Below are 23,163 nucleotides of genomic sequence, written 5' to 3'. Positions count from 1 at the left end.
TACTGATGGCAATTTCTTCCGTTGTTTCCGAGCTCATTTCCAACCCGATTGGGGAATGGACCTGATCCAACTGTTCTTGCGTGACCCCATCACTTTTTAATTTTTCAAATATGGTTATGACCTTGTGCTTGCTGGCAACCATCCCAACATAAGCTATTGGAAATTGCAGTGCTGTTTTTAAAATAATATCTTCACGATCTTTTGTAACAATGACCACATATGACTTTTCATTTAGGTTGCTGCGAGTAAGGCCTTTCCAATATCCTCGTTCACAAAAAGGTTAGTCGCATAAGGAAAGCGGTCCTTCGTACAATAAACAACGCGATCATCTACAATTCAATAAGGATATTCAAGGGAATCAGAAGGGCCATGGGGACGGTTCTTGTGGACTTAAAAAAACATCCATTGAGACATGAGCCCCTCCCTATAGATTTCTCTTAAAATACCCCGCTATAACTGGAAAACTCATGAATTCCCTCTCATGTCCCGAAACGAAATCACACCATTTCCTCTAGCGAGCTGGTAATCTAGTGAATAAACGTGACAGTTCAATGGGTTTTGATGAAATGTTTTGATATAGAATTGAATTGCTTCTTGCTTGCTGGCTGCAAAAATAAAGACAAAATCCTACTGGTTCATCTTCAGTGAGTAGATACCAACTTTATGAATACCTAATACATTGTTATAAATCAATTCCGATACTTTCTGATGATCTACTTGTTCTAAGTTTATTTTAGATATGTCGTCATCTAAAGTGGTTCGCATTTCCTAACGCCCATAGCGGACTTGATCCTCTAAGTTAATGAACATGCCTGGCACACAGAATGAGAGGGCCGGACCATTCGTCCGCCCCCCTGTTTTAATCAAAATGGTAGATTTTCTGCATCCTCTTGCCGATCCAATTCACTAACCCATACAGCAGGATTGATAAGATGGCCAAAAGGGTAATGCTCGTCATGACCAGATTCATTTGGAAAACTTGGCCTCCGTAAGTAATGAGGAAGCCTAAGCCCGCTTTGGAGGAGAGGAATTCACCCATAATCACTCCTACAAGGGTAAGCCCGACATTCACTTTCATCGTCGCAACAAAATTTGGGATGCTGGCTGGAAGAACAACCATTCGCAGAATTTGCCAGCGTGTAGCGCCGAATGACTCCATCAGCTTCATTTTGCTTTTCGTGATCTCCCGGAAGCCGGTTTCAACCATGATCACGGTAACGATGATTGAGATAGCGATTGCCATGCCATAGATCGATAGCTTGTCTCCGAGCCAGATGTAGAAAATAGGACCAAGAGCCACTTTCGGCAAGGCATTCAACACGACAATATAGGGCTCGACCACTTCGGAAAGGAAACTAGAATACCAGAGCAGGATCGCGATTAGCGTGCCAATCACCATGGATAGGATAAAACCAATCAGGGTTTCCTTCGAGGTAATCCACGTATGATGCAGAATCTCACCTTTGATTAACAATTCTTTAAAAGAAGCGAAAATTTGGGAAGGTTTACTTGTCAACATGGTGTCAATCCAATTCATGTTTGCCGCTAATTCCCAAACTCCTAAAAACACGATGAGCACTAGCCATTGAACTAAGCGGATCGATAGGTAGCGATGCCGCTGCTTGCGTAAGTACGATTGATATTGAACGCTGGGCGATTTTCCGTTTGGTACCCGCTGAACAAAAGATTCCGCTTTGACATCGCTTGAAGCTGACAATATCTTAGGGTTAGGTACGGACATTTTCTTCCAACTCCCTCCAAATGGTATTAAAGTAAGTATGGTATTCTGGGGTCTCCCTCGTATAAAAAGGAGAAGGCCGTCCGTGTTCATTGGAAAACTCGATTCGATAGTCGGACTGAATGGTACTTGGTCTTCGGGACATCACGATCACTCGATCGGCCATCGAGATGGCCTCAGAGATGTCATGGGTGACCAAGATGGCAGTTTTCCCTTGTTCGCGCAGGATGGAAGAAATTTCATCCGATAAATTCAGGCGAGTTTGATAGTCTAACGCAGAAAAGGGTTCATCCAACAACAAGATCTCCGGCATCACAACTAATGTTCGTATTAAAGCAACTCGCTGCCGCATTCCTCCAGAAAGCTGTTTCGGACTGTGATGGACAAATTCCCCCAAGCCATAGCGGTGTAAGAGATTTAGGGCACGATCCTTAGCTTCTTTTCGATCCATTCCACGGATTTCAGCACCAACCAGGACATTGTTCAGAATATCTCTCCATTCAAATAAGTGATCATGCTGCAGCATGTACCCNNAGGCTCCTTCACCTTTTCCCCGAAAAGCCTGACCTCTCCTTCCGTCGGCATAATCATCCCCGAGATGAGGGAAAGCAGTGTGCTTTTCCCGCAGCCGCTAGGACCGACAATGCTGATGAACTCTCCTTCCTGGATAGAGAGATTGATATGTTGAAGAGCCTTTGTTTCCTCTTTTGGCGTAAAGTAATGCAGGGATACATCACGTAATTCGATCTGGGTCATCACTTTTAGCTCCTTCCCCTTAATTTCCTTCTTGTACGGCTTTCTCTGCAAAGGTTGTCTCAACTATATCTTCATGCTTGACCTTTTGATCAGACGGCAGGACCCCGCTATCCACCAGGATGTCCTGGAGCGTATCCAATTGTGCCTGGTCCAAAACGGGATTCTTAGCCCATGAATTCTGCTTGGCATATCGTTCGACCGATTTTTGGATTAACTCTTTGGAAGTTCCTTTGAAATAAGGCTCTAGAGCGGCAGCCGCTTCCTCCGCGGAATGTTCATTCAGCCATTGGGTAGCCTTATAGACGGCATTCGACCACTTTTGTATAATTTCTGGATTCTTCTTGATAAATTCATCCGTTGCCACATACGATGTCTCCGGATAGGAACCGATGGCTTTCCCCATGGATGCGACTAGTCTAGCCTTGCCTGATTGCTCCAGCATCGAAGCGAGAGGCTCATATACCTGGATATATTCTCCTTTACCACTTTCGAATGCACCAACCATGGCAGGGGAGGCAATATTAGTGATCAGTTTAGACTTACGAACTTGATTCTTCTTAAGTACTTGAGACATCACCATCTCCGGCGAACTTCCAGGCCTCCAGCTCACCACGGCTTGGCCATTCAAGTCGCTCCATTGAAACGGGGTCTTGGGGTTTCGTGCCATTAAGAAGGAGCCATCTGTTGCCGTCAGTTGATAAAACACCTTTAATGACTGTTTTCCGTGTTGATTAAAGATAAAGACAGCTGACTCAGGACCGACCAAAGAAATGTCTGCTGTTCCGGACAGTAATGCTGCAGCCCCTTTATCCGAGCCTTGGGAAGTCATCATATCGACTTTTAGACCCTCATCGCGGAAAAATCCTTTCTCCATAGCAATATAATGAGGGGCATAAAAGATGGAACGGATGACTTCCGAAAAATGAACCTCTACTATCTTTTTCCCATCTTGCTTTGGTGCAGCAGCCTCTTTAGTGCTTGTTGTTTGTGCGGAATTCCCACAGGCTGTTAACATTAACGAAAGTGCGGTAATACAGGCTACCATTGGTCCTGAAATCTTTTTCATTTTGTTCATATATCAAATCCCCCTTTAAATTTTAATTGATTCCTTGGAAACCAAATAATTTAATGCCATCTCCTTTCCATAATTCAGAATCTCCGGATGCCCTGCGCACGCAATCGGCATCGCAGTAACCCGTTCCCGTAGGATATAAATTTCGATCTCTGGCAGCAAATATTCTAGTGCATAGGCTAAGGGAAGGCCATTTTCTAAAATTTCCACGGAGTGTGGATTTCCGACAATAAAGGTCAGCCCCAGGCGTTTCGCTTCCATAACTAATGGATGATTCTCCCGCACTCGGCTAATGCTTGCGATAATCGTATCGGTTTCCGGATACATTTCAAGAGCTAGGCGGAGATGTTCGATGGTAAACCCGCTATGCGGGAAAAAATGGAGAATATGCTTGACTGGATTGTCCTGATTTCCATTCAGAATCTCCGCTGGATTAGCCAGTGTCGCCTCTTCCAGAAAGTTCGTGGAACGGATTTCTCGTTCGGATTTTAATAGAGTCGATTCGATCTGGCGTCCTATGTATCCATCGAGACGCTTCAGAATATCTCCTGCAGTTTGGATGCCTTCTAAGGCGATTCCTTTGTGCAAGACATTCCCATGAATTCCTCCAAAACTAGTGTCTGTTTTGAGCTTCTGATGACCATGCAAATAGGCTAATCCGGGATGCAGCCCATGAAAGGCTTCATGCAGTTCAATGACGGATAGATTGTAAAGGGGTAAGTACTGGGCGAATGGCACTCCGCCTGAATTGGCCGCATCCGCCACCGGATGATGGACCACCAGGAGGTCAAGCCCCATCCCGGAAGCTAATTCAATTCCGCATTCCGTCATGGTCATGGCCACTCCGATTTTTTTTACCGGAGCATTCATATCACCATACACAAGTCCTGGGATTTCAATCACGCTTTTTCCCGGGATATTGGACGTCTTCGTCAACACAAAAGGATTGCTGCCTTTGGCAATTTCACTCCAATCCATTACCATGCGCCCTTTGGTAATGACATTCAAGGCTTGTAAGACATCATGGATGGTGAACTTATTCTGCATTTCTATCATTTTCTTCCCTCCTAAACGTTTATAAAAAAATAAAAAACCGCTTACCATGAAAACACACCAAAGCATTTAAGCTTTAGTCAGTTTCATAATAAGCGGTTTGAAAGCCTCTACAAAGTGGACCTTAAACCTGCTAATCGTTTGTTTTATTCGATCGGTTCCTTAAAGATAATGACCGTCAACGCCTTTTCAGTACGTGGATCATAGTCCTTAAAGATAACCTCAATCGGAAGGCTAAGCGTTTCTTCAATCTTGGAAGCTAGTATGTCTTTGTAAGCTTCGATGATCGAAGAATCAACGGCTCGTGTTAATAATCGCTGTGTTTCATCTAATACTTTCAAAGCGGGAATCCGTTTATGATGGGCATAAATAAATACCTTGTCCCCCATCAAATCAATTCGCTGAGATTTTATCCCGATTCCAAACAGCTCTTGATTCACCGTGTTGTAGATTTTGATAATTTCAAGTTTCAATTGGCTAGCGGAGAGCTGCAGCTTCATCCTTTCACCTCTATTAATGTTTGCTATTCATAGTAGTAAGCTTGTACATATTAATAATATACATCGATAAAAAACTATTGTCAATATTCTTAATATTAAAATATTAACTAGCATCTAACACTTGATAAAGCCAAGCAAACATGTTTGAATTTAGCTTGGCTTTATCTTTTTTCAAGTGAGTAAGTATAAGAAAGACGCTCCCCATTTAGGAGGAAGCGCCAAAGTTTATGTGTAGCCGAGTTATTTTTAGCTGCGAGGTTCAGCCAAATTTGAAAGAGTTCAACCTCCATTTATATTTATAAGGTTTATTTCATTGCATTAACAAGCTGCTTCATCGCGTTTAACTCCGAAGAAAGCGCCAAAAACCACTCCTTATCCCCTGTTGATAATGCCAAGTCTAGGAGAAATTCAATTTGAGTCTTGTTGGTTACATTTGATACAGGCAGCTTTTTCACCCGTTTACTTAAAATAGGTATGGTTTTGCCAATCATTTGATTATTGTCACTTGTAACAACGGTTACCTTAACTACTCCTTCTAGACTAGACAGTGAATCAATATAACCAATGATTAATTCGCCAACCCGTGACTCTGCCTTAATCCAATCACCTGTTTTTAAAATCGTATTATTATTGGAGAACATAGTTTTTCACCTTCTTAATTTTTTTCGTTTAATCCGGATATGCCAGCTTTCATTAATCTGTAATTTTTTTTATTACATTTTAACTAAAAGAAGTCTGCAGCCATATATCGGTCACCGCCGATTATTAACAATATCAAAATAACGTACTGTAAAACTAAGCATTACAGATTAGGTAGTTAAGCATTTAGCTTTTCTAAGTCCGTGGATAAGCCGTTTTATTTAAATATCCCATTGTTTTTTGACTTGTTCTTCTGCGATCCGTTTAATTTTTTCCCATGTTATATCTTTTTCCGCTATGACATTGGTATGGTAATTCCGATCTTTATAATTTACTGTCACGAAAACTTCAATCATCCGTATTTCCTCCTTTTAAAAAACAAATATATTAGGGTTATAGTTTTAACAGTATAGACGAATCATTTTGCCCTTAATTGGCTTCTTTCTGCAATTCGTTGTACAAATAGGTTCTTATCCTACGGGGCAGAAAACTACGAATTTCGTCCTCGTTATATCCTACTTGTAATCTTTTTTCATCCATGATAATTGGCCGGCGCACCATTTTGGGATGCTCCATGATTAATTTGTACAATTCATTAAGCGGAAGAGATTCAATATTTATGTTTAATTCTTTGAACGCCTTTGAATTCGTTGAAATAATTTCGCTCGTTCCTTCTTCTGTCATGCGAAGAATCGATTTAATCTCATCGACTGTAAGGGGTTGAGATAAGATGTTTCTTTCCATATAGTCAATTTGATGTTCCTCAAGCCAAGCTTTTGCTTTTCGGCAAGACCCACAGCTTGGTGTCGTATACAAAGTTACCATATCTTTACACACTCCTTGCGTATATTTTGGCAAACCCGTTAAAATGTAACGAAATAGATTACAGTTCTTATACTGTAAATTTAATCGTTACAGTTCATTTTGTCAATTGACAAGTATTGGATTGAATATCATATGTATGTAAGAGACATTTTGACACCCCCCACATCCTATCATCTAATCTTTAAAATTTGCTTCGCTTTAGATGCAATGATAGGATCACAATCCATTTCGTTTCATGATCATACTAACAATTCCTAATACGTTTTCTTCAAACGAACTTATCCCTTCATGCTCAATGAGGTGTCTGCTGCTTTTCACTATTATCTTCTCACGGAAACGTAATAATATCCATTATTTACAACCCTCCTGCAGCATATGGAAAATGGTGTGAATTTCAACGTTCAATATATCGTTAAATTGCAACCAAATCGTTGAATGGTGGGATATCGGACAACCTCTACCAGAAGAGTCCCCTAATGAGAACGGCATGTTTAATCTTACAAAATGAGATTCAACAAGAACACCAAACAACCTCCCCTTTTTAACGGGGAGGTTGTTAAATGGATAGGTTCATTACTAGTTTAAAATTCTTCGTATACAGCAGGGTCTTGATTATTGATCCTTCCATCAGGGCGGGTTAATCCTGAAATCAGGCTCATTTCTGTTTCATCTAAGGAAAAGTCAAAGATTGAGATATTTTCAAGTTGCCTTGTAGGAGAAGCAGATTTGGGAATCGAAATGGCCCCCAGTTGATAATGCCAACGTAGAATGACTTGTGAAATTGATTTATTGTGCTGGCTGGCAATCATTTGAAGCGTGGCATTATGTAAAATATCATTGGAGCGAGCTAATGGACTCCAAGACTCGATCTTAATCTCGTGTTCTTCATGCCAATTTCTTTGATCCGCTTGATTGAAGTAAGGATGTAATTCAATTTGGTTTACACTGGGCTTAAAACCCGTTTCCTTTTCTAGACGATCCATATATTCAGGCAAGAAATTACACACACCAATTGAACGAATTAGCCCTTTCTTTTTTGCGTCAATTAATGCTTGCCATGCTTCCACATATTGGTCTTGTTTTGGGTTCGGCCAATGAATCAAATATAAATCATAATAATCTAGATGGGCGCGATATAAGGATTCTTCAATCGTCGTTACTGCTTTATCATACGATTGATAACGCCCCGGTAATTTGGAAGTAATTATTAACTCTTCTCTAGGAACCGAACTACGTCTAACTGCTTCGCCAACCGTTCCTTCATTTTCATAATTATAAGCAGTATCTATTAGTCGATAACCGATATCCATAGCACTTTGGATAGAATGAACCCCTTCATTTCCTTTTAGTTTATATGTACCCAGCCCGATAACCGGTAAAGTTAGCCCATCATTAAGAGTCACCTCTGGAATGGCTTTACTCATGATCTAATCCCTCCTCTCAGTAATATCTTAAGATTAGCATAATTTTGAATCATTTTCATGAAGTAAAGTCTACAGCCAAAAAGCACTTACCTCGGAACTTGATTCTCCTGGTAAGTGCTTTTTTCTCATTCATTAAACGTAACCTCAAAAAAACGCCTTGCTTATTTATTAAATTGATTGTTAAACAATAAATTGAGGAGGACTTTTATGCAACAGGATCAACAAGCTAAAGAGAATTTGGGTTCTATTATGAAACCAGAATTTGCAGGAACTGATGCACAAAAAGTAAAACAAGAAATTCAAAAAGATGTAAAATAAAAATCACTAGTTACATAATCCCAGGCTAATTCCCATTCCATTGGAATTTTTAATCTTTTGTGGTTGGAATTAGAAAATCTATTTTCCTTTGTTTTATTAGTTGAAAACGAGTAAGATGCACCATAAACAAAAGGCTATCCTATATGTAAACATTCACAAAAAGAATAGCTTTTTTAAATAGAACATCATTGGCCCGTGTTACTTAATCGTTCCCATCCCGCCAATGGTTACATGTACCTTGACGTTTACATCAGCCTTCGAAAAGGCTTTCCCCCATTGATTTTGGACTTTTTTCCACTCTGGATACGTATAGGCTCTTGCATAAATCCCAAATCCAAACGGGTCAATGGTGGCGGTTTGCGTTTTCTTTATTAAGCGCTCAAAATCTGCTTGCAGTTTCGTTTCTATACTCTTTTGCAGTTTCGCTGTATCCTTCCTTACATTGAATGGAAAAAGCCGTTCTGTAATGGCAATTCTCATTTTTACGTCTGTGTCAAAAATAAAATGATCGTCATACCTTACCTTTGTTTTTACCTTGACCTTCGGCGTACTAAAGCTGACCCAATGTTTATCCCGGCCATTTGATTCCAAAGGGACTGAAATGGTAAATGGGAAATCACCTTTTGTTTTATGCTGCAGGATGCGTAATAATTTGTTTTCATGCGGTTTTATGCTTAACTTATATCTGCTCTGTTCATCCAGCAGAGCCGTGCCGGTCAACATGATTTTGTGGTCTTTTTTCATTTCGGTGATGCTTGCCGTCATCCCTTTTTCCGTCGTTTGCTCATGAAATTCTTGAATGGTGGTTTTTACAGTGACATTTCTTCTGTAGGCTGTGTCAACTAAATTCGCTAAATATAATGGGAGTCGAGGCTTGTCTTTTGGCCTAAAAAAGATGACATCGGAAACAGGCCCATCCACGGCGACAACTCTTGAGGTTACTGTATTTTTGGGGTCCCGAAAAAAGGGATCGAGATAATCAATCCAATTTTTTCGTTTAAGCAGCTTTTTCCCGATTAAAAATAATTGCGTTTTGCTTCCCGTCGTCAAAGCCATTACCGTCGTATCAAACTTTTCTCTGGCATCTCGAAGCGTAACAGCTTTCATTTCGACTTTCTCTTCTTTTACCTTTGCTTCTTTATTAAACACCGGACTTGACATGTAAAACACTAAATGGTCATCTTTATCCAAGTCTAAACCCAATATAAGTGACAGCGTTACATCCTCAATATTCATTTGGTCCACGCATCCGGTCATCAGCACAGCCAAGAGCGATATACAAAGTAGTGGATTCCTTTTCAATGGCTTCCCCTCCGACGGAACTTTTCATATATCCAGCTATACACCCATAAAAAGGGCGGGGCTACGAATGCCAATTGCAGCCCACCTTTCGTCACAATTTTCATCCATTTTTCCGAATCAATCCAAGTAGGATCGAGCCAAAATACCAATCCAATAATGATTAATAATAAAATAATGACATGTTGGCTGTGATCCTGTTTTCCAAGCAATTGACTAGAACAAAACGAAGCAATGTATACGCTAGGCATCCAGGCTGTGGAAACAACAATCAGATAAACAGCCAATAAAATCATGTCAAAACGCTCCAAGAACCGAAATTCAATCAGTTTAAGTAAATTCAGTATAGGTTGATTAAATTCGATAATTCCATCGGGGCTGAAAAAGACAAAGCAGACAACCGTGACAAATACATAAAACAACATCGTTAAGGTGTTCGCAATCGTGATTCCTAGTACCGCATGCTGTTTTTTTTGTAAGAACGGGTACAAGAAGAACGCTACTTCAAAACCCAAAAAGGAAAAAACAGTGGTCGGTACAGCAGATAATACTGGTTTCCACCCTTCTTTAAGCAAAGGAAGGAAGTGGAGCCAATTTCCATCCCTTAGCGGTATCAAAAAAAACAGAGGAATCCACATGACCATGTAAAAAGACAGTTCGGAGTACCTGCCTAAAACGCGAATCCCATTGCGGGCAACAAAAAAAGTGGGAATCGAAAATAAAAGTAAAATGATATATTCAGGGGTTTTAGGCAGAAACCATGCCTTGATATAGAGACAGGCGTTCACAAGAATGGTCCAAGCGTAAAAAGCAAAATAAATCATGTACACCACGATGGCTGCTTTCCCGAAGATCTTTCCGAAAAAACGGATCAGAATTTCGTAAAGGGTGTCATCTGGGTATCTTTCGGCCGTTTTAACTAAAAAAATACTGGCAACAACGGAGAAAAACCATCCAATCAGAATAGCGATCCAACCATCTGTCCCAGCTTTTTCCGCAAGTATACGCGGGAGAGCTAGAACACCCGTCGCCACCTGCGCCCCATTAATCAAAAAGATATACTGCATGAGAGTGATTTCATTATATGCATATTTTTTCATCGTTTCACCTTTTAGTGCGATTTCGACCTTGTCGAATAGTTGGAATAGCCCCGGTGCCTTTAGGGCGGCTTTTCATTGCCCATAAAGGAAAGCGCAGAAACGCATCCTTCATATCAGCAAATCGGAATGGAGCTAGAGGAGTTCCATAGGGTGTGCCTAATGATTCAAGACTAGTCAGGTGGCCAACTATGGTCATCCATCCTACCACAATCCCTACAACTCCAAACATGGCAGCAGATAACATCATTGGAAATCTTAATAGTCTAATGGACGAACTCATATCATAATTAGGGATGTTATAAGAAGCAATCGCTGTAATAGCAACGATAATGATCATAATGTTACTTACAATTCCTACCTGAACAGCCGCCTGACCAATAATAATGCCGCCAACAATACCGATAGTCTGACCGATTGGGGTCGGCAGCCTTAATGCGGCTTCTCTCATCAATTCCAGGGTCATTTCCATAATCACAGCTTCCATCACGGGTGGGAGAGGAACTTGTATCCTTGATTCCGCAATCGTAAGCAAAAGTTCCATAGGGATAACCTCAAAATTGTAGGAAATAAATGCAACGTAAGTGGCGGGCAAAAATAAGGCAATCATAAAGGCAAAAAAACGCAAGACACGGATGAAGGATGAAACCAGCCAACGGGTACCATAATCATCCACCGCCTGAAAAAACGACATAATATTGACCGGAGCAATCAATACGTTCGGAGAATGATCCATAATCATCACAAATCTTCCTTGAAGAATATGAGATACAGCTGTATCAGGTCTCTCCGTCAACATAAATTGCGGGAACGGTGAATACGGATTATCCTCAATGAACTCAATCAGTTCGCCGGTATTAATGATTGCGTCCACTTTAATATTTTGGAGCCGTGTTTCCAGTTCGTTTAACACGTCTTCGGAAGCCACATCTCTCAAATATAAAAGAGACACCTTTGTTTTCCCTCGAATACCGACGATCATCTCTTTCAATATTAATTCCTGGTGGGGAATATACCGGCGAATTAATGCGATATTTTGACTGCCGGTTTCCACAAATCCCTGATTAGCACCTTTTATCGATATTTCGTTTTGAGGAGTGCTCAGTTGTTTTTGCGGCCACCCTTTTGTATCTAATCGATACCCGGTGTTTTGCCCATTTAACAATAAAACGCTATCTCCACCCAAAATCGCATTTTCGACCTCGCCGCACGTATAGACGATTTCGATGTCTCCTATTGTGATGGGCAGTTCCTTATTGAAATCGAAGGAGCTATTCATCAATGGCTTCAAAACATGATTATGGATCGCATCCTTATTCGTCAATCCTGTCAAGTACACCAAAGCAGCCTCTGATTTACTCGCGGTGATTTGAAAGCGGCGAATCACTAAATCAGGTGCTTGAGAAAATAGCAGTTGGAGATTCTCTATATTTTGGGATAAATCAGAGTCCAGGACATCATCTTCCATATTTTTTTTCTGAAGATTAGAATTATTGCTTGTTTGATGGAACCGAGAAGAGCGCTTTCCTCTTAAAAACTTCAAAAAATAAGACATCAACTCCTTCCCTTTCTGCATTTGCTTTAAATTATGTTTATAGTTTGCATTGTCTAAGGAAAAATATTCTAATCCTTCCAAAAAAAGAATATATAGAGCTTTTCAGCTTAAAAATATTAAACATCATATCGAAAGCGCTAATTCTATTCATTAAAAGTTTGCTAGAATTTAAAGAAAGCAACCAAGCTAACGCCATTTGTGCTAGACTTTGATAGTAAAACCTCAACACAAAATAACCCCGTTCTAAGAAAGAACGGGGTTAAAATAAAGTTTTTTATTTTTGATTTTAAATACTTCGTTTCTTTTGTATTATTCCGATGGCAATTCGTTAAAGAACGCTACATCCTCAATAGGAAGACGTGTAGTAGGATGTCCTGGTTTTGTTGCTTTCCCGATAGCAATGAGCATAACGGGCACAAACTGTTCGGATATTCCGAAAGCTTCGACGAACTTCGCTTTATCGTACCCTCCCATTGGAACAGTGTCGTAACCTTTGGATCGGGCGACAAGCATAAGCTGCATCGAGATAAGGCCACCATCCGTATATACGATTTGGCGAGCCACTTCAGGCGGCAAGTTTGAGTACATGCCAACTGTTCGTTCGATGAATGATTGAGCCGTATCAGCCGGCATAAAGCCTGCTTCCACTGCCTGCCCATAAATTTTTTCGGCTTTCTTGTAGCTTTCCACATCGCCAAGCACAGCAATAACGGCAGAAGCATCGACTACTTGTTGTTGGTTAAACGCGATTGGCAAAAGCTTATTCTTCAACTCCGGTTTATCGATGACTAGAAATCGCCATGGTTGCAGGTTCGAAGACGAAGGAGCTAACGTTGCTAGCTCCAGCATTTCGGTCATTTCTTCGCGTGAGATCTGCACTGTTGGATCATATAAACGAACAGATCGACGTTCGCGGATAACATCTACGAACATTTGCTGTTCGACCCTATCTATAGTTTGAGAGTTTGACATAATAATTCCTCCTAGTAATGATAGTTTACTTCATCTCTACTACGAACATTTTAAGGAAAATTCATATATAGTAAGAGTTTTTAACCCTATCATGATTAATGTGATATAAGATACTTCTACACTATTGTTTGCATCTTACTAAGTTACCTTACTCACATTGAACCGATTTGTCAAAAATAATGCAATCGTAACTTTAACCGTTAACCCTACAAATACTCATTGATTTGGGTGGAAAAAGCCGATTTACACTACGCAAAGGGGGGAGCATCCGGAAAATGCGGATTTGCAACGTGAAGGAAATTCTAAAATAAATAGCCCAATTTCTCAGCATTAAAATGGAGAAATTAGGCTTTTTCGTTACTCGATAAACCCGCCTGGTGGCAAAAAAAATCTATACCTATCGCTCTATCGAAAAATGAAAGCATTTAAGCAATCCATTTACCATCGAATAAAAGCGAATGTTACTTCTCAAATAAATGGAGAGTACCCTTCTCTGATATTTTTTAGACTCCTGTTAGTACAGGAGTTGTAGCAAATTTTTGCTTGATGAATATATATAGTTATAGTAAATGTTATTAGACTAACTGGAGGTGATGATATTGGAACCTAAATGGCTGGATTGGGCCTTTTTTCACAATCACGAAAACTCCATTCGAATCCCCATAAAAAGCAAAATCTTCTCTATCACTTTGGTGAATATTTTTCAAATAACAAGATAAAAGGTTTGAAATTCATAAACATTCATACAAGGAAACCCAACTTCCCCCACATCATACCCATCAGATGGAGCAATTTCTGAGAGGGAAATTATTAGCTAATCGTTAACTCCCTCCTAATTTCTCTACATCTCTCATGTTCTTATTTTCTATCTTTTGTAAAATCTCCATTGGAATATAAGTGATGATAAATACAATCAAAGCAAAGATCTCAAGATTAATATAATACATAATCCCACTGCCCAAAAATGATAATATTGTTTTTGTTTCTGATGGGTTCGCTATGAAGAAAAAATTCGTTCCAAGCTGTTGATTCAAGAAAAAAATAGGTACGGCGATAATGTTCACAGTTAAAAAGTTAAATAAAACAGCTTTCCTAGGAACCCTGTAACCTTCAAATAGGATAAAATACAATACGGACAATGGAATAGCTGAGTGTTGAAGGAAGTATCTTATGAAACGAAAATGAGGAAATTGGTGGACAATACCAGGTGTAACCATACTTAAAATGGGAGGGAGGATACCGATAAAAAATAACAAATTAAACACTTTTTGATTGTTTTTCAAGTATAAGAACAACGCTAAAAAGGTACTTAGTGAACAAAGCTGAAATGGAAGATTGCCGAAATCCCATTCATTGGTTAGTATTACATACAAATTCATTGATATCTCACAAGCAAGCAAAATACTAATTAGTGTCCATTTCATGATTGGCTGGTATGGTTGAAGGTTCTTTTTGTAATAAATCAAAACGCAACATGTAGTAAAGAAAAGAATTAACGTAACAATATGGGACATAGAAAACAACGTGAAATCCCGCATTTCTGTAACAGAATACATGATGGCAACACCTCTCACTGTGCATTTAAAGCGGAGAGTTAAATCCAATACCTTTCATTTGTAGCTCCTTATTGCTGCTACAGCTTAATTAACCGCTGTATTACTTTATATCCGCTTCCTTTCTAAATATATTTTTAATTTCTTGTACTAATTCTCATAATTTCTCATTAAACTCCTCCTGAATTTGGCTTTACATGGAAATGTACCAAAATACAAGTAGCAAACCATTTTTTGTCGACACCAAAAAATCCACATATTACTCTATGTAATAGTTCATTAATTTGGTTTTCCTTCAATCTATGTCAAATAAAAAAGAGCCAGCAACCCTAAAAAAAGGCGCTGACACTCAGTAAATTTATTAATAACTTCTTCCCGAACTAACTGATTCTTCAAAAGATTTTTCACTTTCTGATCCATTTTCTCGATCTCTGCCGAAGTGTTCTTCCACCAATTTCGACTCCAGATTCGTTCAATAGTCCAGCCTCTACTTTCTAAGAACCGCTGAAGGTATACGACTCTTTCCTTCGCATTTGCGGAGCTGTGATAATAGCACCATTACATTCTATTCCAAAATATATCTGGAAGAATCCTGCGGGTGAACAATGGCCATGTCAATTCGGTATCCTGACATTCTTACTTGAGTTGTAACCTCGTACTTTCCGCCATCTACGTGCAAAACCTGTCCTGTAATATAACATGCTTCTTCTGATGCAAAAAATAAAACAGTGTTAGCAATGTCATACGGCTGCACTATGATCGGAGTTGGCTGTGCTTTCAGAAGCTTTTCCTGAACGTCCTCGCGAAGGTTGCGGATAAGCGGTGTATCGATTAATCCAGGAGCTATACAGTTGACAGTTACATTGAATTTGGCAAATTCAATAACCAAAGCTCTTGTTAAGCTTACTAGTCCTCCTTTGGAAGCAGAATAATTGGATTGCCCTGCTTGACCTAGCCATGCCCGGGAGGAAATGTTGACAATCCGGCCATACTCTTGTTCTTTCATGTGCCCGAGAACTGCCTTCGAGCAAATCCACGCCCCCTTTAAATTTACATCCATTACAAAATCAAAAACTTCTTCTGGCATTTATAAATATTTAATTTAGCTTCAATAGAGAAAGGACTTACTACATCACAGTAAAAACGATTACCTTTGGTTGCTAAAAAATGAAATGTTATAATCTGAACCCCCAAGAATTCAGGTGGATGCAAAAGAGAGTCTTCCATAAAGGAAGACTCTCGCACTATTTTTAATAACAAATTAAGGACTCTATATCCCTTGGATAGTAAGTTAGCATTTCCATTCCATTCTCTGTAACTAGAACAGTATCAGAATGTCGGAATCCACCGACACCTTTGACGTAGATACCGGGTTCAACCGTAAAAACCATACCTGGTTTCATAATGGTATGATCACCTAAATCAAAAAAAGGTGATTCATGAAACAATAATCCGATTGCATGGCCTGTATGATGTCGTGTTAAGTGTGTAATGTTGTTTTCTTTAAAATATGATTGAACTGCTTCTTCAACATAGGATACAGGTTTACCAGGCTTTATATGTTGGAAAGCGACTTCTTGTGCTTCGTACATATATTGAAAATACTTTTCTTGCTCTTTGCTTACGGTTTGGACAAGCATTGTTCTTTCTAATTCACTTTTATAACCCCAGATGCTCGCGGATGAGGCCGTTACCAGTGTATCTCCTGTTTTTAATACAGCGTTCTGTGTAACAGCATGGGGATAGGCGGACATTTCTCCAATTTGTCCTCTAAATAGGGCAAATGCTGTTTCTCCATGCGGTTTATAATCGGGGCCTAACGTTTCAATCATAGCCAAGGTTGATTCTGTGCTAGCTCGACTCGTAATTTCAAGTTCACTAAGACCTGGCTTGGAGTATTTCTGTAATAGTCGATGGGCAAGATTTCCCCAACGGCAGGATTCATTAATTAATTCTATTTCCTCTGCAGATTTAATGGATCTTAACTCAGGAACCAAATCTTTGATGGATTGAAACTCTTTTACTTCTAACAACTGATCTACTGTAGGACCATGGTATCCAGCTGGTGAGCCATAGCCGAGACTATCTACTCCAACTCTTTTCCCTTGAAATCCTGCTGTTACTAATTCATCCCTAAAATACTCCATCGGATGTTTGATTCCAGGATATTCAGGATATGAATGGACATAACGAATTTCGACAGAAAAATCCTCTGCATGCTCTTCCTCTAGATAGGGTACAAATAGATGGGCTTGCTTCTTTGGATCAATAATTAAGGCAATTGGCCGTTCTGTGGGATGGAAATGAAAGCCTGTTAAATAAAAGATATCAATGGGGCTAAAAAGAATGGCACAGTCTAGTTCTTGTTGTTGAAGCTTTTGCCAAAACCTTTCCTGCCTATTAAGAATTTCTTTCTTAGAAATAGATAATCTCATTGTGACCCCCTATATCTTATTGATATAAATGACAGGCAACAAACTGCCCTGGTTCTTTTTCATTTAAGGCCGGCGCTTCAACTTTACATATTTCCATACAGCTCGGACATCTGGTATGAAAAGTACAACCTTTTGGCGGATTCGCTGGACTAGGAACATCCCCTTTTAATACAATTCTCTCCCTCTTTTGCGCTGGATTTACTTCTGGTGCAGCTGAAATTAAAGCGAGTGTATAAGGATGGAGCGGGTTTGAGAATAACTGGTCCTTACTGGCCAATTCTACTATTTTACCTAGATACATCACGGCCACTCGATCAGATATATGTTCACAAACCGATAAATCATGGGTTATAAACATGTACGTTAAATTGTATTGATCTTGAAGATCTTGCATGAGATTGATTACCTGTGCTTGAACAGAAATATCAAGCGCAGAAACAGGTTCATCCGCGATGATTAGCTTTGGATTTAACACTAATGCACGGGCAATTCCAATCCTTTGGCGCTGTCCACCGCTAAATTCATGAGGATGTCGTTTAGCGTAGCTAGGGTCTAACCCAACTTTATTTAATAAGTCAATTACTTTTTCATTTCTTTCACTTTTAGACCCCATTTGATAAACCCTCATCGGCTCTAATAATGTTCTTTCAACCGTCCATCTTGGATTAAGGGAGGCATAAGGGTCTTGAAATACCATTTGAATATTTCTTCTTGTGGCCCGCATTTCGTCCTTAGATAGGGTGGTTAAATCCCTTCCTTCTAATTTAATTCGCCCATCGGTTACTTCAAGTAAACGGATAATTAATCTGGCAATGGTTGATTTTCCGCAGCCACTTTCGCCCACGATTCCAAGTGTTTCTCCCTTACGAACTTGAAGCGAAACCCCGTCAACTGCTTTTACGGCTCCCACTTGTTTGGAAAAGACGCCTTTTTTGATTGGAAAATACTTCTTTACATTTTCTACTTCCAAAATATATTTATCTTGCCTATCTCGCAGTTCCGATAAGGTCATTAGAATCCCTCTCCTCCCCTTCTGAGGCAAGCCAGCAAGCTGATTCATGCACTTTATTAACCTCCAATAAAGGAGGCATGCTGTTATGACATTCACTCATGACATAAGGGCAGCGGTCAGCAAACCTGCATCCTTTTCCCCAGTTCAGAGGGGCTGGCACTTGACCTGGAATAAAATTAAGCCGTTTTTCTTTTTGACCTTTTTTAGGCAAAGACGCCAATAAGCCTTTTGTATAAGGATGTGAAGGGTTACTTAATACTTCTTTTACCGGACCTGTCTCCACAATTTTACCTGCATACATGACAACAAGGCGGTCACAAACTTCCGACACTACTCCAAGATCATGGGTGATGAGGATCATCGACATCCCTTTTTTTCTTTGAAGCTCCTTCATTAGTTCTAGTATTTGGGCCTGAATAGTAACATCTAGTGCCGTTGTTGGCTCATCGGCAATAATTAATTTCGGATCACATGCCATTGCCATGGCGATCATCACTCGTTGTCTCATTCCACCTGATAATTGATGCGGATAACTATGATAAATTTCGTCTGCTCGTGGAATCCCGACTTGTTTTAATAAATCCACTACTGTCTCTTTTCGTTCTTTCCTTTTTAATTTTCTATGAATTTTTAGTGATTCCCCAATTTGATCTCCCACACTGTACACAGGATTGAGTGATGTCATTGGCTCTTGGAAAATCATGCTCATTTCACTGCCGCGAAGATTTCTCATTTCCTTTTTTGAAAGATCAAGGAGATTGACTCCGTTAAAATCTATCGTATCACCGGATACCTTTCCTGGCGATTTGACAAGTCCCATAATGGAAAGGGAAGTCACACTTTTCCCACAGCCAGATTCTCCAACAATTCCTAGTGTTTCCCCTCTCCCTACCTGAAAAGAGATTCCATCAACCGCGTTAAAAGAAGTTTTTCTTGATGAAAAGGTCGTTTTTAAATTTTTGACTTCTAGAATGTTCGACTGCACGAATCATTCCCCCTTATGAACCCGCTTTAATACCAACTGTTTGCTGAAGACTTACATCAATGTAGTCCACCAATTGTTGGATGACTTCATCAGTATGTGCCATTGAAATCGCATGATGAAGCAAGTAATTTGGAGAACAATAAATCCCCTTTGCCGTTAAAGCTTCAATAAATGCGGCATATTTTCCTTTATCGCTTCCAGTTGCACTTCTATAATCAACGATTTCTTGATCAGTAAAGTACCAATGAAAATGTCCGCCCCTACCTTGCATTTTTGCTTTTACCTCATATTTATCTGCTAATCTAGCAAATTCTGAAATCAGTTTTTCTGTTCTCATTTGCAGAGTTTGGAATACTTGTCTTTCCTCATAAATCTCCATGAAAGCCAGTGACGCCGCTAAAGAAACCTGATGCCCATTATACGTTCCAACAAAAGAGCACGTACCCTTTCCTGGTGTTACCGTTTCAAAAATGGGCGATTTTCCAGCTAAGGCAGCCAACGTATACCCATTGCTGATCGCCTTTCCAAATGTAGCTAAATCAGGTGTTACTCCGTAATGGCCTTGAGCACCACCAGGTGAATCTCTAAACCCGGTTAAGAGTTCATCAAAAACAAGAACAATATTTAAATGATCACAGAGTTTTCTTAACCCCTGTAAGTATTCCTTTTTAGCTGGAATATAACCGATATCAATCATGGTTGGTTCAATAATCAGAGCGGCAATCCGATGTTTATTTTCTGTAAGTAAGTTTTCCGCCACTTCCAAATCATTATAAGGAAGAACCAGGGTGCTTTTTACTACATCTTCGATTAATCCAGAAGCACCGGGAAGTGAATTCGGTGCTGACCGATCTCCTGCCTTTTGTAAATCAGGCCATGTACTAACATAAACCGCATCATGCCAACCGTTATAAGCTCCTTCAATGACAGCAATATCTGGTTTTCCTGTATACGCCCTTGCCATTGCCATTGCATGCATGACAGCCTCTGTTCCTGTATTCGTATAACGAACCTGTTCCGCTGTTGGAACGAGAGAAAGAAACTTTTCCGCTGTTCTGATACTTAATTCTGTTTCTACCCCTGTAACAATGCCTGAGGTACTATAGTTTTGAATTCGCTCGTTAAACTCTCGATCGTTGTGACCAAGAATAATTGCACCATTCCCCATGATGCAGTCAATATAACGATTACCATCTACATCTGTTAAGTAGGCTCCTTCTGCCTTTTGATAATAAATGGGATGTGGATTTCGATAACGTGAATTGGAATGAACTCCTCCAGGTACTGACTTTACTGCTCTTTCGAATAGCGCTTTTGATTTCGTATGTTCCATTCTGTCACTTCCTATCTAAATTGTTTAACCGTATCAGCAGATAACATGTTTTTATATAAAAATTCATAGAATGCTGGTTTTGATGATTCAGTCAGTTTCCGATATACCTCTTGAACGGCCTCATTCCCTCTCCAATAGGAATAAATAAATGGAGCCCTTAAGGTATGTTTAAAGAATCGGAGCCTTGATTGAATCCAATTGTCGTCACCAAAAGCAAACTCCTTTAAAAAGGGAGCCACCTCTTCATCTGACTTTTGTTCCGCATGAATCATGTGAGCAGCATTTAATCCGGATATCGATTTTATTTCTTGATAGACTTGATAAATTTCATCATCAATTGTTTCCACCCAGTCAATGAAATGGATCCCGTTATCACCAATTCCCTCAAAAATAGAACTGCTTGCTGTGTTTGTAATAACCAAGGCGGCATCTAGCGGAATATCACCGGATTGGACTCCTAATTCCCTTATTCTCATATGGGTGGTGTGACCTGGAAAGGACTCGTGGGTTACTAAATGTTTTAAAGCTTCATAGGTATAGGATAAGTCCCCATTAATATACATTTTGCCGCCAACATAATCACAGTAAGCACTGTAGGGAACCCCATAAACAACCACTGGTGAAACCTCTACCTCTTCCATTTCTTTAAACATTTTTTGGACTACCCGCTCTTTTCCTTGTAAAAGTAAGTCACTTAAAACTGTTTCAATTTGCTGTGAAGGAACATTTTGCTCTTGTTCCCATTTGCTCACTTTTTCTCGCAGCGATCCCTTTAAGCCCTTTTTGGATAATAGGGTATCTAGTCGTTGATGGAGTTCATTTCTCTCAGCAACGGAAAAGGGATTTTCGTTTACATACAATAAGTCTCTCACTTTTTCTCTAAACGGACTTTCCTTCCCACTGCACCATTTAGCTAGTGTTAATAATGAACCAATTTGCTGCTGCATATAATTTCTTCTTACTTCCGATTGAATGGTTACATATTTATTTCTTAAATTCTCTAAATCTGAAAATATATCATTCCAACTAACGTAGGAATTTGGCGATTCATTGGTCAAATGAATAGGTACTAATCCTTCTTTATCGAGGGAAGCTTCATTACTTGATGAAGCGCTTTTCCGATAAAACTCATCCATCCCTAAGACAATTTGTGTATATTCCTGGGATAATTTGAGATCCAACGACTCAAAACCTGCCGTTTTCGTACCCATGTTAAATCTCCTCCGCTGTATCGAGGTTCCCTAACATAAAGCCATAATCTCCAGGGCTTACTTTATTAAATAGTCCTCTCGTTAAGATCACTAAATTCCTCTGAAAAGGTGCACGAATGACTTCAAGTTCTTCAAAGGTTCTAGGGTTGTATGTTCGTGCTAACACCTGATTTCCTTCAATTACTGTTCCTACTGAACTAAAGTCAAACTCTGGAACCATAATTCCGCCTTCTTTCGGACGAAGAATGGTTATTTCAGTCATGACCTTTTGTTCCGGAGGTGGAGTAACGGCACCTGGAATCATTTTCAACTTCCGCATGACATTAAAGATCCCTTCTACTCCTCTTTCGATGTCATTATCATAGTTAGGGCCGCCGCCTACCTCGACAGTAATGCTCGGAATGCCTTTTTCTAATGTATAGGTAGCAGTTGTACCTTCATATGGATGAGCAGGACGATACAATACAGGGAAATTAAATGCTCTTGATAGGTCTTCATCATTTTGGATGTACACATAGTCCACGACTGGAGTTGCACCCCCTGCATGAAGATCAATGTATACTTCAATTTCATCTAGAAAGTTTTTGACCATGGAATGGGCCAGTTGTTCTGTTACCCAGCCATTTTTATCTCCAGGAAACACACGATTCAAGTTGTTCATGTCAAGGGGAGTATTTCGAGTCATGCTTTCAAAGGCAAGTGGATTGGAGACTGGAAGAAGCTTTACTACACCAGAAAGCTCCGATTCATCTAAACGGTTATAGACTCTTCTAATAATTTCTGCACCGATAATTTCATCACCATGGACAAGGGCTGAAATCCCTAGAACTGGGCCTTCTTTTATCCCACAGATGGTATGAATAGGCAATGAAAGTGGAGTTCCATTCGATAAATGTGTAACAACAACCTCTTTAAATTCACGTGTAGATGTAACTGTCATCATTTTTTCCTCCTTATTAATTCCTTTTTAGTTTTGAATCTGTTAAATCCCTAATCCCATCTCCAAGTAAGTTAAAGCCCAAAACCGTAAACATAATCGCCAAACCTGGATAGATAGACAAATGGGGCGCTTCCCTGATGAATTTCATCCCAAATGCCAATGTCCAGCCCCAGCTAGATTCAGGTGGTTGAATTCCTAACCCTAAGAAGCTAAGTGTGGCTTCGGAAACAATGGCTGTTCCAAGTCCTAATGTGGCTACAACCACAATAGGTGCTAAACAATTGGGTAAAATATTAAAGAAGATAATGCGAAAATCATTAGAACCAATCGTTTTTGCTGCCTGAATATATTCCTCTTCCTTAATGGAAAGAACATTAGCCCGAACTATTCTGGCGTAATTTGTCCAGTACACAAACCCAAGAGCCAAGATGACATTTTCAATACCT

The 23,163-nt window shown here is 39.8% G+C and carries 22 protein-coding genes and 2 pseudogenes; all 24 read right to left on the bottom strand.

Annotated features, from left to right (window positions below; translation table 11 throughout):
• Window positions 1–217: XdhC family protein (locus V7137_RS03130; RefSeq protein ID WP_335696714.1), on the bottom strand; the 217-nt coding region annotated here is incomplete at its 3' end.
• Window positions 218–859: 642 nt separating this feature from the next.
• A complete protein-coding gene (locus V7137_RS03125; RefSeq protein WP_335696713.1) occupies window positions 860–1,741 on the bottom strand; it encodes an ABC transporter permease in 882 nt (293 codons plus the stop codon).
• Window positions 1,728–2,494: pseudogene (locus V7137_RS03120) on the bottom strand (ABC transporter ATP-binding protein). The gene V7137_RS03125 and the pseudogene V7137_RS03120 overlap by 14 nt, the downstream one beginning before the upstream one ends.
• 19 nt (window positions 2,495–2,513) lie before the next feature.
• The gene (locus tag V7137_RS03110; protein WP_335696710.1) at window positions 2,514–3,569 is read right to left on the bottom strand and encodes an ABC transporter substrate-binding protein; all 1,056 of its coding nucleotides are present in this window, start codon (window positions 3,567–3,569) and stop codon (window positions 2,514–2,516) included.
• Window positions 3,570–3,584: 15 nt separating this feature from the next.
• Complete coding sequence (locus V7137_RS03105) at window positions 3,585–4,622, bottom strand: Nif3-like dinuclear metal center hexameric protein (protein ID WP_335696709.1); 1,038 nt, start codon at window positions 4,620–4,622, stop codon at window positions 3,585–3,587.
• 143 nt (window positions 4,623–4,765) lie between these two features.
• The gene (locus V7137_RS03100) at window positions 4,766–5,119 is read right to left on the bottom strand and encodes a Na-translocating system protein MpsC family protein (RefSeq protein WP_335696708.1); all 354 of its coding nucleotides are present in this window, start codon (window positions 5,117–5,119) and stop codon (window positions 4,766–4,768) included.
• A 305-nt stretch (window positions 5,120–5,424) separates the two neighbouring features.
• On the bottom strand, window positions 5,425–5,760 hold the full coding sequence (locus tag V7137_RS03095; protein WP_335696707.1) for a group-specific protein: 336 nt from the start codon (window positions 5,758–5,760) through the stop codon (window positions 5,425–5,427).
• Between the two features lie 219 nt (window positions 5,761–5,979).
• Complete coding sequence (locus tag V7137_RS03090) at window positions 5,980–6,114, bottom strand: BA3454 family stress response protein (protein ID WP_335696706.1); 135 nt, start codon at window positions 6,112–6,114, stop codon at window positions 5,980–5,982.
• 73 nt (window positions 6,115–6,187) lie between these two features.
• Entirely contained in the window at window positions 6,188–6,583 is a 396-nt protein-coding gene (spxA, locus tag V7137_RS03085; protein WP_335696705.1) for a transcriptional regulator SpxA, read from the bottom strand.
• Between the two features lie 581 nt (window positions 6,584–7,164).
• A complete protein-coding gene (locus V7137_RS03080) occupies window positions 7,165–8,007 on the bottom strand; it encodes an aldo/keto reductase (RefSeq protein ID WP_335696704.1) in 843 nt (280 codons plus the stop codon).
• 516 nt (window positions 8,008–8,523) lie between these two features.
• Window positions 8,524–9,627 carry a Ger(x)C family spore germination protein gene (locus tag V7137_RS03075; RefSeq protein ID WP_335696703.1) on the bottom strand — a complete coding sequence of 368 codons (1,104 nt, stop codon included), beginning with the start codon at window positions 9,625–9,627 and terminating at the stop codon, window positions 8,524–8,526.
• Complete coding sequence (locus V7137_RS03070; protein WP_335696702.1) at window positions 9,624–10,724, bottom strand: GerAB/ArcD/ProY family transporter; 1,101 nt, start codon at window positions 10,722–10,724, stop codon at window positions 9,624–9,626. Before V7137_RS03070 ends, V7137_RS03075 begins: the two co-directional genes overlap by 4 nt.
• Before the next feature lie 4 nt (window positions 10,725–10,728).
• The gene (locus V7137_RS03065; RefSeq protein ID WP_335696701.1) at window positions 10,729–12,276 is read right to left on the bottom strand and encodes a spore germination protein; all 1,548 of its coding nucleotides are present in this window, start codon (window positions 12,274–12,276) and stop codon (window positions 10,729–10,731) included.
• Between the two features lie 309 nt (window positions 12,277–12,585).
• Entirely contained in the window at window positions 12,586–13,248 is a 663-nt protein-coding gene (locus V7137_RS03060) for a nitroreductase family protein (RefSeq protein WP_335696700.1), read from the bottom strand.
• An 821-nt stretch (window positions 13,249–14,069) separates the two neighbouring features.
• On the bottom strand, window positions 14,070–14,804 hold the full coding sequence (locus V7137_RS03055; protein WP_335696699.1) for a YwaF family protein: 735 nt from the start codon (window positions 14,802–14,804) through the stop codon (window positions 14,070–14,072).
• A gap of 297 nt (window positions 14,805–15,101) precedes the next feature.
• Window positions 15,102–15,290: pseudogene (locus tag V7137_RS03050) on the bottom strand (hypothetical protein); the annotation flags it as partial.
• A 76-nt stretch (window positions 15,291–15,366) separates the two neighbouring features.
• Complete coding sequence (locus V7137_RS03045) at window positions 15,367–15,888, bottom strand: SDR family oxidoreductase (protein ID WP_335696698.1); 522 nt, start codon at window positions 15,886–15,888, stop codon at window positions 15,367–15,369.
• A 163-nt stretch (window positions 15,889–16,051) separates the two neighbouring features.
• The gene (locus V7137_RS03040; RefSeq protein ID WP_335696697.1) at window positions 16,052–17,236 is read right to left on the bottom strand and encodes a M24 family metallopeptidase; all 1,185 of its coding nucleotides are present in this window, start codon (window positions 17,234–17,236) and stop codon (window positions 16,052–16,054) included.
• Between the two features lie 16 nt (window positions 17,237–17,252).
• The gene (locus tag V7137_RS03035) at window positions 17,253–18,248 is read right to left on the bottom strand and encodes an ABC transporter ATP-binding protein (RefSeq protein ID WP_335696696.1); all 996 of its coding nucleotides are present in this window, start codon (window positions 18,246–18,248) and stop codon (window positions 17,253–17,255) included.
• Window positions 18,223–19,233 (bottom strand): ABC transporter ATP-binding protein, encoded by a 1,011-nt coding sequence (locus V7137_RS03030; protein WP_335696695.1) that lies wholly within the window; start codon window positions 19,231–19,233, stop codon window positions 18,223–18,225. Before V7137_RS03030 ends, V7137_RS03035 begins: the two co-directional genes overlap by 26 nt.
• Before the next feature lie 13 nt (window positions 19,234–19,246).
• Window positions 19,247–20,566, bottom strand: a complete 1,320-nt coding sequence (locus V7137_RS03025; RefSeq protein WP_335696694.1) for an aspartate aminotransferase family protein — start codon at window positions 20,564–20,566, stop codon at window positions 19,247–19,249.
• A gap of 11 nt (window positions 20,567–20,577) precedes the next feature.
• Window positions 20,578–21,777, bottom strand: a complete 1,200-nt coding sequence (locus tag V7137_RS03020) for a hypothetical protein (RefSeq protein WP_335696693.1) — start codon at window positions 21,775–21,777, stop codon at window positions 20,578–20,580.
• A gap of 1 nt (window position 21,778) precedes the next feature.
• Window positions 21,779–22,717, bottom strand: a complete 939-nt coding sequence (locus tag V7137_RS03015) for a succinylglutamate desuccinylase/aspartoacylase family protein (RefSeq protein WP_335696692.1) — start codon at window positions 22,715–22,717, stop codon at window positions 21,779–21,781.
• Window positions 22,718–22,733: 16 nt separating this feature from the next.
• A partial coding sequence (locus V7137_RS03010; protein WP_335696691.1) for an ABC transporter permease occupies window positions 22,734–23,163 on the bottom strand: 430 nt, incomplete at its 5' end.

The sequence above is a fragment of the Neobacillus drentensis genome (assembly GCF_036962765.1).
Taxonomy (GTDB): Bacteria; Bacillota; Bacilli; order Bacillales; family Cytobacillaceae; genus Neobacillus; species Neobacillus drentensis_C.
This window is presented reverse-complemented; position numbering and strand designations above follow the sequence as displayed.